This is a genomic window from Nakamurella alba, assembly GCF_009707545.1.
Lineage (GTDB): Bacteria > Actinomycetota > Actinomycetes > Mycobacteriales > Nakamurellaceae > Nakamurella > Nakamurella alba.
In genome coordinates this window covers 247,522-263,390 of sequence record NZ_WLYK01000008.1, presented here as the reverse complement: position 1 = coordinate 263,390, position 15,869 = coordinate 247,522, and the positions used below count along the sequence as shown (strand labels likewise).

Here is a 15,869-nt window from a genome sequence, read left to right as displayed (position 1 = left end):
CGATGAGATTGCCGTCCGCGGGCGGGATCTCATTCTGGTACTGCGGCGACCTTCGGTCGGCGTATGCAGGCCTTGGCGGTCATCCCCAGTCCGGCGATCCCCATCAATGCCCCCATCGATATCAGACAGATGGTTCCGGCCGGCGGCAGCGGCGCATAGTCCAGCATCTGACGCACCGCTGTCTCCAGGCGAGTGGTGATCGACTCGCTGCCGTCGATCAGGTACAGGTACCGGAACATGATCAGCAGGAACCACGCGTCCAGGATCAGGCCGACCAGCAGCACGACCGGGACGACCAGACGCGGCCGTCGGCGCAACAGGTTTCCGACTGCGACGATCGACGGGAAGACGACCGAGAACAACGCCGGGTAGAAATACCGGCCCTGCAGACCGGAGATCCCGACGGTCACCTGGTACGCCGACCACGACGTGTACAACACCGACAGCCCGAAGACCACCAGCTGCGCTGCGAAGATCAGGACGATGATCCGGACCCTCTTCACCCGCAGCGCCACGACGAATGCAGCGGCGACCGCCAGGGTGAGGACGGTGGTGAGCACGTACGGCGGGGCCGGCGGTTCGAGGACACCGAGTGATCCCCAGAATCGGGCGGGCATCACCACCGTCGCCTTGTAGATGAACGCACCCATGTCGACCGGCTCCCCCGGCAGCCGGTACCTGGAGAACGCACTCGGATCGATCGCATCCGGGGAGAACTTCCCGTACCGGATCTTGTTGGCGATCCACCACGCGGTACTGGCCAGCGCGCCGGCCGAGAGCGTGGCGATCACCGCCGCCCCAGGAAGCCGGCGGGTCCGGACAGCTTGCAGCACATAGGCGCCCGGGATCGCTGCCATCAGGACCAGCACCGTGCCCTTGGTCAGCGATGCCGCAACACACGTCACCGCGCACACCGCCGCCAGCTTCCAGCCGTCGTGACCGCGGATGATCTTCGCGACGCACAGCGCCGCCACCGCGCCGATCAGGATGCTCAGGTTGTCGTTGTTGATCGTGACGGCACCCCGGAGCACCCCGGGCACCAGCAGCGGCAGGAACGCGCACGCGAACACCACCGGCCCGCTGCCGAGCAGGCACCGTGCCGTCAGCAGCGACAGCCACGGCAGCGGAATGAGCAGCAGCAGGTTCAGCAGCCGGAGCACCAGGATCTCGACATCGCCGGGCATGCTGTCGGATCCCGGGATCACCCGCAACGCGGAACCCATCAGCGTGTAGTACAGCGGGGGATGCTGCGCCATGTAGTTGAGCGGACCGGTGGCCGGGCGGCTGTTGCCACCCAGCTCGTCGAAACTGTCCCTGGTCGACCGGTCCGGCGCTTCGCTGGTGGCGAGGGTCGTGCGCCCCAGGATCACCTCGTCGGCGGAAACGATCGCCTTGACCCTCGCCGCTCCGACGCTGACGTGGAAGTCACCAGGGGTGACGAACACCTGGCCGTGCTCAGCGGCCAGCACCCGGTCGTAGTGGAAGAACTCGTCCGCGGCGTAGAGCGTCGGGGTCACCACCAGGTACGCCAGCGACAGCGCCGTGAACAGCAGCGTGGCCGCCCACCCGAACATCCGGAACCGCCGACGGAACGCCGGTGTCGGCTCCGCGGGGTCGCCGGCGGGCTGTCGCAGGCTCACGATCCGCCCTCGTGGGCATCGGCGCCAGGGCGCCCCATACCCGCGTCTCTCAACTTCGCCGCCCCCGCTGCGGCCGCCCCCGACTCCACCGGTGGGAGTCTGCCCGAACCCCTCTCATCCTTCAATGACCAGACCAAGCCCACGTGCACTCGAGTCGGTCGGCACTGGCGCTCGTTCGGACCGGAATGCGGAGAGCCCCGACGCGGCGTGCGTCGGGGCTCTCGGGCACCGCCGGTGATCCGTGCATCGGAATCCGACGGGCTCTCGGAGCCGTTTGCGGGCGACTCCGAATGGTGGTTCGACAACGGGACGCCCGGCGTTAGCCGGAAATCCACTTGATCTTGAAGTTACGCCGTCCGGGTGAACGGGATCACATCTCGACCGGGTACTGCTACTTCTTGGCCTTGCCCTCCCAGGCCGCCGCCCAGGTCTTCGGGCCGATCAGGCCGGAGCCGCCCAGGTTGTTGCGGTTCTGGATGTCCTTGGCCGCGACGAAGGTGTTGCTGCCGTAGTAGCCGTTGCCGTGCAGGTCGGTGTAGCCACGGGTGGCCATCTGCATCTGCCAGCAGCCGAGGGCCTTGTCCATCGCGCCCATCGTCCAGGAGCGACCGGGCCAGGCCGGGGCCTTGCTCGCGCCGACCTTGCAGCTGGTGGCGGTGTTGCCCGGGTAGAGGTCCGCAGCCGCCGAGGTGGTCGGCTTCGGCGTCGTCGGCTTCGGCGTGGTCGTCGGCTTCGGCGCCGCGGTGGTGGTCGGGGTGACGCCGGCCTTGTTGCCGCCGTCCTTGCCCCAGGCCGCGACCCACATCGCCCGGTTGACCACGTTGCCCCGGGCCAGGCCCTTGGCGCTCTGGAACCGGTGCAGCGCGGACAGCGTGTTCGAGCCGAAGTAGCCCGACCCGCTCAGCCCGTAGCCGAGGTGGCCCATCTGCCGCTGCCAGCACATCATGTCGCGATAGGTCTTGCCCTGCACCATGTCCGTGCCGCCCCACGGCGGCGCGGTGGATCCGCCGACGTTGCACTGGCTGGTGTCCGGCGGGGCGTAGGAGCCGGTTCCGCCCGACATGTAGGCACTCTCGGCGCGCGTCGGCACGACACCCGAACGGGCACTGGAGTCCTCGCTCAGGCCGGCCAGCGAGGCGCAGATCCACGGCGACCAGCCGCGCATCCGGTAGAGGTAGAGCGCGCGGTAGTCCTGCTCCGCGGCGGAGGCGCTGCTCGGCGTCCCGGTGCCCCCGACGGACCGCCAGGTGCCGAGGTCGAACTGGTACGCACCGTAGTACCCGTTCCCGGTGTTGATGCTGTAGTTGCCACCCGATTCGCACTGCCGGACCGAGGCCCAGGCGTTCGCCGAGGGGTCGGCGAGGGCGGAGGTGGTGTTCAGCGCCAGGGCTGTCGCGGCGACGGCCACAGCAGCTGCCGCGAGGGCGAGCACACGGCGCATGGGCCGTTCCTTTCCGGCCGGCGGGCACACCGCCTCCGGGCGGCATCCACCGCCCTGAGCACGGCCGGACGACGATGGCTCTTCCCGTGCCACCGTCGTCCGCGCTTCTGCCCGGCCTCTACTGCAGGGTGCTCCCGACAGGTCGTCGGTTGCAGATCGAGCCGGATCGCGAAGCGGAGCGGTGCCCGCAGAGCCCACCGGCGGTCCCCTGAAGAGGGAACCGCACACACGGTAGAACACCAGTCACAGAAGTAACAAGACTCCCAGCAGACACATCCTGCACGTCAGTCCAACGGAGCACAGGCGCGACACGCCGACATCACCAGGGAAAATGACACGGATGTAAGTCGCGGCCGTTTCCGGCCTCCACGGCCGGGTGATTGTGGGTCCGGCCATCGCACAGGCGTTCCAAAACGGGAGAATCGTCGCCAGGAACCGCTGAATGACCGTGACAGCGCCGCCAGAGACACCGATCTCCGGAGATCCTCCACCACGCTCGGCTGTCGCACCAACGGGTGGGCCGTTCGCGTGCCGGGCCCGCCACTGTCACTGTGCGTGAACCGGCATCCGGGCGTCCGCAGACCCGGCACCCTCCGCCAGGAACCGGGAACGACAACGGCGCACCACCCTGCAGCAGGGTGGTGCGCCGTCGGCACACCGCTCGCCCGGCCGACCCAAGCGGCCGGCGGACGGTTCAGATCACTTGGCGCCCAGGGACTTCCCGGCCGAGCCGAGCTGCTCGGCGGCCTCGACCACGCGGGCGGCCATGCCGGCCTCTCCCAGCTTGAGGTAGGTGCGCGGGTCGTAGGCCTTCTTGCTGCCGACCTCGCCGTCCACCTTCAGCACGCCGTCGTAGTTGGTGAAGAAGTGGCCGACCAGCGGCCGGGTGAAGGCGTACTGGGTGTCGGTGTCGATGTTCATCTTCACCACGCCGTAGGACACCGCCTCGGCGATCTCCTCCGCGGTCGACCCGGATCCGCCGTGGAACACCAGGGCGAGCGGCTTGCTGCCGGCGCCGGTGCCCAGGTGCGCGGCCAGCGCGTCCTGGCCCTCCTTCAGCACCGCCGGACGCAGCTTCACGCCGCCCGGCTTGTAGACGCCGTGCACGTTGCCGAACGTCGCGGCCACGATGTAGTCGTTCCCCTGCGGGGCGCCGAGCGCCTCGACGGTCGCGATCAGGTCCTCGGGGGTGGTGTACAGCTTGTCGTTGATCTCGTGCGAGACGCCGTCCTCCTCACCGCCGACGACACCCACCTCGATCTCCAGGATGACCTTCGCCGGGCGGGTCAGCGCCAGCAGCTCCTTGGCGATCTCCAGGTTCTCCGCCAGCGGCACGGCCGAGCCGTCCCACATGTGCGACTGGAACAGCGGGTTCCCGCCGGCCTTGACCCGCTCGGCGGAGATGGCCAGCAGCGGCTTGACGAAGGTGTCGAGCTTCTCCTTCTGGCAGTGGTCGGTGTGCAGGGCCACGGTGACGTCGTAACGCGCGGCGACGACGGTGGCGAACTCGGCCAGTGCGGTGGCGCCGACGACCATGTCCTTCACCGACGTACCGGACGCGAACTCGCCGCCACCGGTGGAGACCTGGATGATCCCGTCGCTGCCGGCGTCCGCGAAGCCCTTGATGGCGGCGTTGATCGTCTCGGACGAGGTGATGTTGATGGCCGGGTAGGCGAAGCCGCCCTCCTTGGCCCGGTCGAGCATGGCGGAGTACGTCTCCGGGGTGGCGAGAGGCATGGGGGTCCTTTCGGGGCCGTGGTCGGCCTCGGTCAAGCCGATCGGCTCGGGACCGAGCACGATCGAGCACGGGCGCTGCCGCGGCCTGCGACGACCACGACACTGTGCGCGCGCCGGCCGGGCCGGGGCCGCAGCTGCACACGCGGCACCAGTATCCCGCAGGTCCGGCGGCGGGGACACGGCCGGTCGGGCGCATCACCCCCACTCCCCCGCACCGCCGCTCCGGCCACCCGGCGGACCACCTCCGGGCACCACCCGTTCATCCCCCGTGGCCTGCACGTTCGCCACGATCGGAGGACATGACGGCGATCACTTCGAAACGATTCGACAAGACGCCGGGTGAGGTCGCAGAATGATCGCGGGTCAGTGCCGATCGCAGTGCAGGACCGGGCCCGACCTCCGCCGGGACCGTTCCGCAGCGCCACAGGAAGTAGTCAGTACCGAACAGGTCCCCGGACGAGCAGCGCGGCCGGCGACCATCGCAGCACCACCCGGCAGCGACGACCGCAGCGCCGGATCCACCCCGTACCTTCCAGTTCCAGGAGCACCGGCCGTGCCTCGCGCACTCATCCCCCTCGCCGTCGGCGCATTCGCCATCGGCTGCACCGAGTTCGTCATCATGGGTCTGCTGCCGCAGATCGGCGCCGACCTGGGCGCCTCGATCCCCGCCATGGGCATCCTGATCACCGCCTACGCGATCGGCGTGATGGTCGGTGCCCCGGCGATGACGGCGCTGTCCACCTGGCTCACCACCAAGCAGACGCTGATCACGCTGATGGCCGTCTTCGCCGCCGGCAACCTGCTCGCCGCGCTCGCCCCCAACTACCAGGTGATGCTGGTGGCCCGGGTCGTCGCGTCGCTGGCCCACGGCTCGTTCTTCGGCGTCGGCGCCATCGCCGCCCGCCGCGCGGTCCCGGCACACAAGGCCACGCAGGCGATCTCGCTGATGTTCACCGGCCTGACCCTGGCCAACGTCATCGGCGTGCCGCTGGGCACCTTCGTCGGGCAGCAGTTCGACTGGCGCTGGGTCTTCGGCGGGATCGCCGTGCTCGGCCTGGTCACCATCCTGACCCTGCGGGTCTACCTGCCGGAGGAGGGCATCCGGATCGAGCTGCGCACCGAGCTCGGCGCCTTCCGCAAGTCCCAGGTCTGGATCGGCCTCGGCGTCACCACCATCAGCTTCGGCTCGCTGTTCGCCGTGTACTCCTACATCACCCCGATCCTCACCGAGCACACCGGACTCGGCGGCACGGCGATCACCGTGGTGCTGGCGGTCTTCGGCATCGGCACCACCATCGGCACCGTGGTCGGCGGACGCCTGGGCGACCGCTACGGGATGCGCATGGTGGCCGTCGGCCTGCTGATCACTGCGGTGCTGCTGGCCACCTTCACCTTCACCTCGTACAGCCTGTGGTCGGCGGTCGCCACCCTGGTCGCGTTCGGTGCGGTGATGTTCGCCCTCGGCCCGGCGGTGCAGAACAAGATCATCATCGCGGCCGGCAGCGGCGGCAGCCTGGTCTCCGCCGCGAACCAGGGCGCGTTCAACGTGGCCAACGCCCTCGGGGCCGCGCTCGGCGCCTACGTGATCAACGTGGGCTGGGGCTACGGCGCCACCATGTGGGTCGGCGCCGGGTTGGCCGCGCTGGGCGCCGTGATGGTCACCGTCAACGGTCTGGTCGACCGGTCCCGCACCTCGAAGGCGCTGCGCGAGCTCGTCGCCGCCTGAGCCGGAACACACCGGCCGGCTTGCGTCCGTGGAAGTGGTCGCAATAGCGGCCACTTCCACGGACGTCGTGCTTTCCCCAGCGCCGCAACGCCTCTCGCGGGAAGCGGTGTGATGGTCAGTGCGCGCGGGGCGGGGCGGTGGTGTTGCGGACGACGAGCCCGGGCTCGAGCAGCCGGACCGGTTCACCGCCGCCCACGCCCCGCCCGTCGATCAGGTCGAGCAGCATCTGCGCGGCGATCGCGCCCTGCTGCCGGACCGGCTGGCCGACGGTGGTGAGGTCGAAGAGGTGGGACAGGTCGTGGTTGTCCACGCCGACCACCGAGAGGTCCTGCGGCACCCGGATCCCGCGGTGCCGGGCGGCGTAGAGCACGCCCATCGCCACCTCGTCCGACACCGCGACGATCGCGGTGGGCAGCGCGGCGGGATCCCAGTCGGCGATGGCCAGCTGGTGCTCCAGCGCCGCCTCGCCGGCCTCCACCGCGAAGCCGGTGATCTCCACGTCGGCCGGATGGGTCGGCAGACCGGCTTCCGCGAGCGCCCGGCAGTAACCGGTGTGCCGGTCGCGGGCGACGGTGAAGCCGTACATGTCGTCCGGGTCCAGCCCGAGGAACGCGATCCGGCGGTGCCCGAGATCGATCAGGTGCCGGGCGGCCAGGTACCCGACGAGCTGGTCGTCGACCCGCACCCCGGGCACACCCGGGATCGTGCTGCCGACGGTGACCAGCGGCGCGGCAAGGGTTTTCAGCGTCGCCGGCCGCATGGTGACCGGCACGTTCAGGCCCAGCACCCCGTCCACCCGCTTGTGCAGGCCGCGGGTGTCCACCGGCTGGGCATCAGGGCCGGCATTCGCGCCGAGCGGGTAGAGCAGCAGGTCGTAGCCGCGCGCGGTGACGACGTCCTGCGCACCCTCGATCACCGCGGTGAAGAACCAGCGGGAGATCCACGGCGCCAGCACGCCGATCGCGCTGGTGCGGCCGCGGGCCAGGGCCGAGGCCTGCGGCGAGGCCACGTATCCCAGGTCGGCGGCGGCCTTCTGGACCAGTTGCCGGGTGGCCGTCGACACCCCGGGAATGCCCCGCAGGGCTCTCGAGACCGTCGCCGGGGAGACCCCGGCGAGGGCGGCCACCTCGACGATGCCGACCGGACCGGGTGAAGCGTCCGTGTCCGTCATCGTTCTTCCTCTCCGCACCGGGACGGGCCGGTGCGGGACAGCCCTCCTCGCCCGCTCCGGTCCGGCGGCGGTGGGCCGACGGACCGGAGCAGGTACGGAGGAGCAGGGTCAGCCCTTGACGCTGCCTGCGAGCAGGCCGCGGACGAAGAACCGTTGCAGTGACAGGAACACCGCCAATGGCACGAGCATGGCCAGCACCGCTGCGGCGGGCAGGATGTTGCCCTGCTGGCCGAACTGGGTGGTGAGCTGCTGGATGCCCTTGGTGATCGGCGAGGTGTTCTGGCTGGAGAAGGTCAGCGCGACCAGCAGGTCGTTCCAGACCCACAGGAACTGGAAGATGCCGAAGGACGCGATGGCCGGGACCAGCAGCGGCATCAGCACCTGGAAGAAGATCCGGACGTGGCCGGCCCCGTCCACCCGTGCCGCCTCGATGAGCGAGCCGGGGATCTCCTTCATGAAGTTGTGCAGCAGGAAGATCGCCAGCGGCAGGCCGAAGATGGTGTGCGACAACCAGATCGACCAGAACGAGGTGTTCAGGCCGAGCTTGACGTACACCGTGTTCAGCGGGATCAGGGCGACCTGGATCGGCACCACCTGCATCACGAACACCGCGATGAACAGGATGTTCTTGCCCTTGAAGTCGATCCACGCGAAGGCGTAGGCGGCCAGCAGGGCAAGGGTGATCGGGATGAACACCGCGGGCAGCGTGATGATGATCGAGTTGAGGATGAAGTCCGACAGCGGCTGCGCGCCGTTGCCGGTCCAGGCGTTGGTGTAGTTCTCGAAGGTGAACCCGATCCCGTTGCTCCAGAACTTCCACCAGCCGGAGGTGGTCGGGCCGGGGGTGGTGCGCAGCGAGTTGACCAGCAGGCCGAACGTGGGCAGCGTCCACAGGATCGCGATGATGATCGCGAGCCCGGAGGCCCACGGCGAGGACAGCTTCGTCTTCGCCTCCTGGGCCCGCAGTTGCGCCTTGAGCTTGCGGGCGCTGACCTTGCCCTCGGGCTCGACCAGCATCGGAGGTGTGGTGGTGGTCATCGGATGGCCTCCGACTTCTTCATCTGGCGGACGTTGAAGATGATCACCGGGGTGACCACGATGAAGATGATCACCGCGTAGGCGCCGGCCCAGCCGGGCTGCTGCACCGAGCTGGCGTTGTAGAAGGCGTTCGCGACGATGTTGTTCACCGGCAGGTTGCCGCCCATGACGTTGACGATGTCGAACGTCTTGAGCGACGCGATCGCGACCGTGGTCAGCACCACCACCAGGGTGGGCCGGATGGTCGGGATGGTGACCGACCAGAACAGCCGCATCCCGGTCGCGCCGTCGATCTTGGCGGCCTCGATGATGTCGTCCGGCACGGCCTTGATCGCCGCCGAGAGCACCGTCATCGCGAAGCCCGCCTGGATCCAGATCATCACCACGATCAGCGCGAGCGTGCCGAGCGGGAACTTGGTGGTCCAGTTCTGCGGCGTACCGCCGACCAGCTCGACCAGCGCGTTGAGCAGGCCGACCTGTTCCTTCCCCGACGGGGAGGGCTGGTAGTAGACGTAGCGCCAGATGACCGAGGCGGCCACCATCGAGATCGCGGTGGGCAGGAAGATCAGCGCCTTGGCCGCGGCCTCGAACCGGGTCCGATCCACCAGGGTGGCGTAGACCAGGCCGAACGCGGTGGCCAGGATCGGCACCAGGAAGATCCACAGCACCGTGTTGATCAGCATGTTCTGGTTGGCCGCGGTGAAGATCCGGGTGTAGTTGTCGAACCCGGCCCATCCGGTGGACTGCCCCGAGCTGTTGAACGTCTGGAACGACTTGATGATCGTGCTGATCCCGGACCACAGCAGACCACCGGACAGCGCGATCACCACCGGCCCGAGGAACCCGGCGACCAGCACCCCCAACGGCACCTTCGGCCGGTCGATGGCCCACAGGATCACGCCCATGATCACCACGAACAACAGGATCGCCAGGATCATCACGAAGATCTTCTGACCCGCACTGGTCGGGTTGAAGATCGCCGTGGCGAGCCAGCCGTGCTGCTCCCGCGCCTTGAACAACAACCCGGTCTCGCCGCCACCCAGGCTCGCAATGATGATGCCGGCGATCGCCGCGACGATCACCAGCCACACCACGATCGACACCCAGGACACACCCTGGCGTTCGGCCCGGGCCGGTGGAGCCGGTGGCGGCGTTGCCACCGTCCGCACTTGCTGATCGGTCACTTTCTGTCCCTCCGTCGGAGAGCGGATGAGGTCGGCCGGAGGGGGTGCCACGAGAGGCCCGGTCCCGATCCCGGTCGTACGTGCGTGGAACTGCGACAGGTGGACCCCGGACCCGCTGGACTCGACAGGGTCCGGGGTCCACCCGTGCATCACTGGAGAAGCTGGAGAAACTGGAAAAACCCTGTCACCGAGGAAGTTCCGGTGACGGGACTGCTGCCGCAGACCCGGACGGTCCCGGCCGCTCGCGGTGAGCGGCCGGGACCGGTGGGGATCAGCTGGCGGGCCAGGCGGCGTCGATCGCGGCCAGCGTGGTCGCGTCGTCCTGACCGGTGATCCACGCGGTCAGCTGCTGCCACTCGGCGCCCGAGCCGACCGCGGCCGGCATCAGGTCGGAGGCGTCGAAGCGGGAGATCGCCTCGGTGTCCTGCAGGATGCCGACGCAGAGCTTGTTCAGGTCGCCCTGGACGTTGTCGATCAGCAGGCCCTTGTTGGCCGAGATGCGGGAGTTGGCCGACTTGGACTGATTGTTCGCCCAGTGCGCGGTGGACAGGTAGAACTGGAACGCCTGCACCTCCGGACGGTCGGAGAAGGCGGTGGTGAACTCGCCACCGACCTCGACCGGCTTGCCGAACTGCGGATCGATCGTCGGCAGGTAGAAGGCGAAGATGTCGCCGTCCTCGGAGATGGTCGGGTTGCCCGTCCAGTTCGAGGCGTAGAAGTTCGCCTGCTGCATCATGTAGCACTGGCCGGCCTGGATCGGGGCACCCGCGGTGTCGAAGCCCTGGGTGGCGATCGAGGAGACGTCGCCGATGCCGGCGTTGACGTACTTCTCGTTCTTCCAGATGCTGCCGACGGTGGCCAGCGCGGTCGCGATCGGCGCGTCGGAGAACTTGACCTCGTGGCTGACCCACTGGTCGTAGACGTCAGGCCCGGCCTGGCGCATCACGACCTCCTCCAGCCAGTCGGTGGCGGTCCAGCCGGTGGCGTTGCCCGACTCGATACCGGCGCACCACGGCTTCACACCGTCCGGATCGGCAGCGATCTTGTCGGACAGCGCGACCATCTCGTCCCAGGTCTGCGGGATCGTGTAGCCCTTAGCCTCGAACATCTTCGGCGAGTACCAGACCAGCGACTTCACGTTCGCGCCGAGCGGGGCGGCGTAGAAGGTGTCGTTGATGGTGCCGTAGGTCTTCCAGCCCGGATCCCAGTACTTGTCCACGTTGTCCTGGACCTGCTGCGGGGCGGCGACGACGGTGCCGGTGTCGACCAGGGTCTTGAGCAGACCGGGCTGCGGCACGAACGCGATGTCCGACGGGTTGCCGGACTGCGCCTGCACCACGACCTGCTGCTCGAAGTTCTTGTCACCGTTGTAGTTCACGGTGACGCCGGTGCAGTCGGTGAAGTCGGTCCAGGAGTTCTTCAGACCCTCGGCCTCGGCGGCCACGATGCTGGTGTAGACCGAGACGGACTTGCCGGAGATGTCGGCCCAGTTGCTCTTGATGGTGTCGCACCAGGTGTCGTCGTCACCGGGGACGGTGCCGCTGCCGCCGGAGCTGGTGGACGTCTCGGACCCGCCGGAGGAGGTCGGGGCCTCCGAGGAGCCCCCGCTCGACGAGGCCGGGGCCTCGGTGGTGGCCGACGCAGCGGTGCTGCCGGCCGGGGTGGTGGTGGTGGCTTCGTTGCTGCTGCCTCCACAGGCGGTCATGATCAGCGCGAGGGCGCTGATCCCTGCGATGGTGGCCATCGCCTTCCTAGCCGGAGTACGTGACACTCGGCTGACCTCCGTTTCTTGACGTTGGGCTGTGAGGGCGCTCACAGCACCCCGCCATGAAAGCGTTTGCAATCGGCCTGTGCAAGTTGAGGGCACGCTGTGGACGTAACGATTACGTAACCGCGTGCTCATTCCGGTCACAGAGCAGACACATGGAACTGCCAAACCGCAGGCCGCACGGCGTGGCGGCGGACATCGGTGGTACACAACCGGAACCGGCTGTCACAGCGCCTCTTTCGTCACATCCGTCGATCACCGGACAGCTGTAGCGGCCACCGGCGACCCACCGGCGGCCGGCTTCCTGCCCGGAAGCGGGCGTGCGGCCGCTCCGCCGGGCGGGTGGCGGCCGCCGAACCCGGGACCGCGGAGGGTCATCGGACGTACGATCCGGACACCCGGCCGCGGTCCCGCGCACCGTCGGATCCGGCGCCGGGTCCGGGGCGGGTCGACGAGGAGGCAACCAGGTGTCCACCGAAGGTCACTACGCCATGCCCCCCGGGCCCGCCGGCGGCTCCCCCGACCATTCCGGCTCCGATTACTCAGAGGCCGTCGTCGAGCGCACCCTCGGCACCCTGGCCCAGCTCAACCCGGCGATCGCGGAGCCCGCCGCACCGCCGGACGCGCCGCTGACCATCGACGACCTCTACCGCAGCCACCGGATGGGGATGGTCCGGCTGGCGATCCTGCTGGTGGACGACCAGGCCAGCGCGGAGGACGTGGTGCAGGAGGCGTTCGCCGGCCTGTTCCGGAACTGGGACGGGCTGCGCGACAGCGCCGCCGCCATCGGCTACCTGCGCACCGCGGTGGTCAACGGCTCCCGGTCGATGCTGCGCCGCCGGCGCACCGCCCGCGCCTACGTCCCGCCGCACGCCGGCACCGCGCGTTCCGCCGAGTCGCTCGCGATGCTGACCGCCGAGCACCAGGCGGTGGTCGCCGCCCTCGGCGACCTGGCCCCGCGGCAGCGCGAGGTACTGGTGCTGCGCTACTACGGCGGACTGTCCGAGGCGGAGATCGCCGAGGCCACCGGGCTGTCCAAGGGCACGGTGAAGTCGACGGCCAGCCGCGCGGTCGCCAAGCTCGGCGACATCATGCGGGCCCGCTGACCGGTGCGCGTGCCCCCTCCCGGGCCGGCCGCCGGCGAGCCCGACCCGAAGGCCGAACAGGTGCTGCAGCAGGCGTTGCGGGCGATGGCCGGCGGGCCGAAGCCGGCTGCGGACGCAAGCCGGAACACCCCTGCCGCCCGCGGGTCCCGCGGTCAGGGCTGGACCGACCGCACCCTGATCCTGGTGATCGGCGCTGCCGCCCTCGTCTCCGGCGCGGTGCTCGGCGTGATCAGTCTCTGGCTGTTCTGATCCTTCGCGGCGCCCGGTACGTCCGTCCGTTTTCCTGAGCACCGCTCAGCGAACCCGATCCGGTTCCCGGAACCGGCGTGACTTCTTTCATCGGCGCTGATCAGCGATTTCACACTGGCGGCGTATCCGGGCCGGTAACCTTTGCAGCCGTGACCACCTCCGAGATGTCGATCCTCCCGAGCTGGCTGGACCCTGAGGTGATCCTCAACGGGGCAGGCCCCTGGGCCACAGCTGTCGTCATGGCCATCCTGTTCGCCGAGTGCGGTCTGCTCATCGGCTTCTTCCTGCCCGGCGACACCCTGTTGTTCATCGCAGGACTTCTCGTGGCCACAGGCACCCTGGATGTCAACATCTGGCTCTTCCTCGCCCTGCTCTGGGTGGCCGCCTTCGTGGGCAACATGGTCGGCTACTGGATCGGCCGCAAGGTCGGACCGGCAGTGTTCAAGCGACCGGACGCCAAGTTCCTCAAGCCGGAGTACATCGAGAAGTCCGAGGCGTTCTTCGCCAAGTACGGCAAGATCACCGTGGTGCTGGCGCGGTTCGTGCCGATCGTGCGCACTGTCGCGACCGTCATGGCCGGCGCCTCCAAGATGGACGCCAAGATCTTCACCCTGTACTCCGCCATCGGCGGCGCGCTGTGGGTGGGCATTGTCACCCTGGCCGGCTACTTCCTCGGCCGGATCGACTTCATCGCCGAGAACGTCGACCTGATCTTCGTCGGCGCCGTGGTCATCGTGGTGCTGATGTCCGCGATCCCGGCCCTGCTGCACCTGCGGCAGCGCCGGCGCCGCGCCGCCGAGCGCTGAGTCCACGGGTTCCGGGCCTCGGCCCGGCACACCGGTTCCCGACCCCCGCACCGATAGGTTCCTGACGTGGAACTCGACTTCGAGACGATCAAGACCACCGCGATGTGGGTGCTGATTGGCCTGGCCGTGGTGGCGATCGTGCTCGCGATCGTCATCAAGAAGATCGTCGGCAAGATCATCACGCTGGTGCTGGCCGCGGTCATCATCTTCTTCGGGTGGCAGCAGCGGGACCGGATCGTCAGTTACGCCGAGGGCGCGCAGAACGCCGTCGGTGCCGCGGCCTGTGACAGCCCCAGCTTCTTCGGCATCGACGTCACCCTGCCGGGCTGCCCGGGTTCCTGACGGTCGCCGAGCCCACTGATCCCGACACGACAGTCACCACCGACCCCCGCCATGAACACCACCAGCGCGCAGACCTGGCTGATCTGGCTGATCGCGATCGTTGCCGCCGCGGCCGCGGTCTGCCTGTTCGTGCTGCACCGCTGGGCGGCCCGCATCGCCGTGCTGGCCGCCGCCGCGATGTTGCTGATCGGCGCGATCGCCGTCCGCTCGCAGATCGGTGACCTGGCCCGGGAGTCGCCGCGGGCGCTGTGCACCGGCGGGGTCAGCTGGTTCGGGATCACGCTGACCGGCCCGGACGAGATCTGCGTCGACTACCGCTGACCGGGGAGCGCGTCACCAGGCGGTGCGCAGGTCCGCGTGGGTCCGGATCCAGGCGTGCATGGCGATGCCGGCCGCGACCCCGGCGTTGACCGACCGGGTGGACCCGAACTGGGCGATGGACACAGTCAGTGCCGCGCCCTGCCGGGTCGGATCGGTGATCCCGCCGGACTCGGCGCCGAACACCAGCAGGCAGTCGCGCGGCAGTTCGGTCGTCTCCAGCGGCACCGCGCCGGGCACGTTGTCCACCGCGACCACGGTGAGGCCGCGGCCCGCGGCGTCGGTGAGAAGGGCGTCGACGTCGGGGTGGTGGTGCACGTGCTGGTACCGGTCGGTGACCATGGCGCCGCGGCGGTTCCACCGGCGCCGCCCGACGATGTGCACCCGGGCCGCGAGGAACGCGTTCGCCGTGCGCACGACCGTGCCGATGTTGGCGTCGTGGCCGAAGTTCTCGATGGCCACCTCGAACGGGTGCCGCCGGGCGTCCAGGTCGGCGACGATCGCCTCCCGCCGCCAGTACCGGTACGCGTCGACGACGTTGCGGGCGTCACCGCTCGACAGCAGCTCCGGGTCCAGCCGCGCGTCGTCCGGCCAGGGCCGCGGGTGCGGGCCGACGCCGACCGGTTCGCCGGTGACCCACTCGGTCGGTCCGGGGAGGTCCGCCCCGGGACCGTCCGCGGCAGTCACTGGACCGTCCGCGGCAGCACCGGGACCGGCCGCGGCCGGCGGGAGGGTCAGGCCAGCCCCAGGTCGTGCAGGTCCAGCAGGTAGCGGTACTGCAGACCGCGGGCCTGGACCGCCTCGGCCGCGCCGGTCGCCCGGTCGATCACCGTGGCCACCCCGACCACCTCGGCGCCGGCCTCCTGCAGGGCGTCGACCGCGGTCAGCACCGATCCGCCGGTGGTGGAGGTGTCCTCGACGGCGAGCACCCGGCGACCCTGCACCGACGGACCCTCGATCCGCTTCTGCATGCCGTGCGCCTTGGTCTCCTTGCGCACCACGAACGCGTCGATCGGCCGACCCGGCGCGTGCATCACCGCGGCGGCGACCGGGTCGGCGCCGAGGGTGAGACCGCCGACCGCATCGAACTCCCAGTCGGCGGTGAGCTGGCGCAGCAGGATGCCGATCAGCGGGGCGGCCTCGTGGTGCAGCGTGGGCAGCCGGCCGTCGATGTAGTAGTCCGCCTCCCGGCCGGAGGACAGGATCACCTTGCCGTGCACCACGGCGAGATCGGCGACCAGCTCGGCCAGCCGGGCGCGGGCGGCGGCGTCGGGGACGGGGGCCGGGGTGGGGGCGTTGCTCACGCCGCACAGCCTGGCACATCGCCGGCCGGCCGTGCCCCC

General features: G+C 69.5%; 15 protein-coding genes. 6 read left to right on the top strand and 9 right to left on the bottom strand.

Annotated features, from left to right (window positions below; all coding sequences use genetic code 11):
* Positions 1-29: 29 nt before the first annotated feature.
* The 3 genes from GIS00_RS18955 to fbaA all read right to left on the bottom strand — a co-directional run bounded on the left by GIS00_RS18955 (position 30) and on the right by fbaA (position 4,818).
* On the bottom strand, positions 30-1,640 hold the full coding sequence (locus GIS00_RS18955; protein ID WP_154770007.1) for a DUF2142 domain-containing protein: 1,611 nt from the start codon (positions 1,638-1,640) through the stop codon (positions 30-32).
* Between the two features lie 391 nt (positions 1,641-2,031).
* A complete protein-coding gene (locus tag GIS00_RS27900; RefSeq protein ID WP_284700289.1) occupies positions 2,032-3,081 on the bottom strand; it encodes a transglycosylase family protein in 1,050 nt (349 codons plus the stop codon).
* Positions 3,082-3,780: 699 nt separating this feature from the next.
* On the bottom strand, positions 3,781-4,818 hold the full coding sequence (gene fbaA, locus GIS00_RS18945; RefSeq protein ID WP_154770006.1) for a class II fructose-bisphosphate aldolase: 1,038 nt from the start codon (positions 4,816-4,818) through the stop codon (positions 3,781-3,783).
* Positions 4,819-5,371: 553 nt separating this feature from the next.
* Between fbaA and GIS00_RS18940 the strand changes: the two genes are divergently transcribed.
* Positions 5,372-6,544: an MFS transporter gene (locus tag GIS00_RS18940; RefSeq protein ID WP_322098134.1), complete on the top strand. Its 1,173-nt coding sequence runs from the start codon at positions 5,372-5,374 to the stop codon at positions 6,542-6,544.
* A 115-nt stretch (positions 6,545-6,659) separates the two neighbouring features.
* Here GIS00_RS18940 and GIS00_RS18935 read toward each other — a convergent pair whose 3' ends face one another.
* The 4 genes from GIS00_RS18935 to GIS00_RS18920 form a co-directional block, all read right to left on the bottom strand.
* Positions 6,660-7,715, bottom strand: coding sequence for a LacI family DNA-binding transcriptional regulator (locus GIS00_RS18935; protein WP_154770004.1), 1,056 nt, complete (start codon positions 7,713-7,715; stop codon positions 6,660-6,662).
* Positions 7,716-7,823: 108 nt separating this feature from the next.
* The gene (locus GIS00_RS18930) at positions 7,824-8,753 is read right to left on the bottom strand and encodes a carbohydrate ABC transporter permease (RefSeq protein ID WP_154770003.1); all 930 of its coding nucleotides are present in this window, start codon (positions 8,751-8,753) and stop codon (positions 7,824-7,826) included.
* Entirely contained in the window at positions 8,750-9,856 is a 1,107-nt protein-coding gene (locus GIS00_RS18925) for a carbohydrate ABC transporter permease (protein WP_322098133.1), read from the bottom strand. Before GIS00_RS18925 ends, GIS00_RS18930 begins: the two co-directional genes overlap by 4 nt.
* Before the next feature lie 352 nt (positions 9,857-10,208).
* Positions 10,209-11,681: an ABC transporter substrate-binding protein gene (locus GIS00_RS18920; RefSeq protein WP_230313803.1), complete on the bottom strand. Its 1,473-nt coding sequence runs from the start codon at positions 11,679-11,681 to the stop codon at positions 10,209-10,211.
* A gap of 515 nt (positions 11,682-12,196) precedes the next feature.
* Between GIS00_RS18920 and GIS00_RS18915 the strand changes: the two genes are divergently transcribed.
* From GIS00_RS18915 to GIS00_RS18895, 5 genes are all read left to right on the top strand, one after another.
* Positions 12,197-12,811, top strand: coding sequence for a SigE family RNA polymerase sigma factor (locus tag GIS00_RS18915; RefSeq protein ID WP_154770222.1), 615 nt, complete (start codon positions 12,197-12,199; stop codon positions 12,809-12,811).
* Positions 12,812-12,820: 9 nt separating this feature from the next.
* Positions 12,821-13,060 (top strand): hypothetical protein, encoded by a 240-nt coding sequence (locus GIS00_RS18910; RefSeq protein WP_154770002.1) that lies wholly within the window; start codon positions 12,821-12,823, stop codon positions 13,058-13,060.
* Positions 13,061-13,209: 149 nt separating this feature from the next.
* On the top strand, positions 13,210-13,866 hold the full coding sequence (locus GIS00_RS18905; protein ID WP_322098131.1) for a VTT domain-containing protein: 657 nt from the start codon (positions 13,210-13,212) through the stop codon (positions 13,864-13,866).
* A 66-nt stretch (positions 13,867-13,932) separates the two neighbouring features.
* On the top strand, positions 13,933-14,208 hold the full coding sequence (locus GIS00_RS18900; RefSeq protein ID WP_154770001.1) for a hypothetical protein: 276 nt from the start codon (positions 13,933-13,935) through the stop codon (positions 14,206-14,208).
* Between the two features lie 51 nt (positions 14,209-14,259).
* Positions 14,260-14,529, top strand: coding sequence for a hypothetical protein (locus GIS00_RS18895; RefSeq protein ID WP_154770000.1), 270 nt, complete (start codon positions 14,260-14,262; stop codon positions 14,527-14,529).
* Between the two features lie 12 nt (positions 14,530-14,541).
* Here GIS00_RS18895 and GIS00_RS18890 read toward each other — a convergent pair whose 3' ends face one another.
* Positions 14,542-15,213 carry a TrmH family RNA methyltransferase gene (locus tag GIS00_RS18890; RefSeq protein WP_322098130.1) on the bottom strand — a complete coding sequence of 224 codons (672 nt, stop codon included), beginning with the start codon at positions 15,211-15,213 and terminating at the stop codon, positions 14,542-14,544.
* A gap of 47 nt (positions 15,214-15,260) precedes the next feature.
* The gene (gene pyrE / locus GIS00_RS18885; protein WP_407666892.1) at positions 15,261-15,839 is read right to left on the bottom strand and encodes an orotate phosphoribosyltransferase; all 579 of its coding nucleotides are present in this window, start codon (positions 15,837-15,839) and stop codon (positions 15,261-15,263) included.
* Positions 15,840-15,869: the final 30 nt, after the last annotated feature.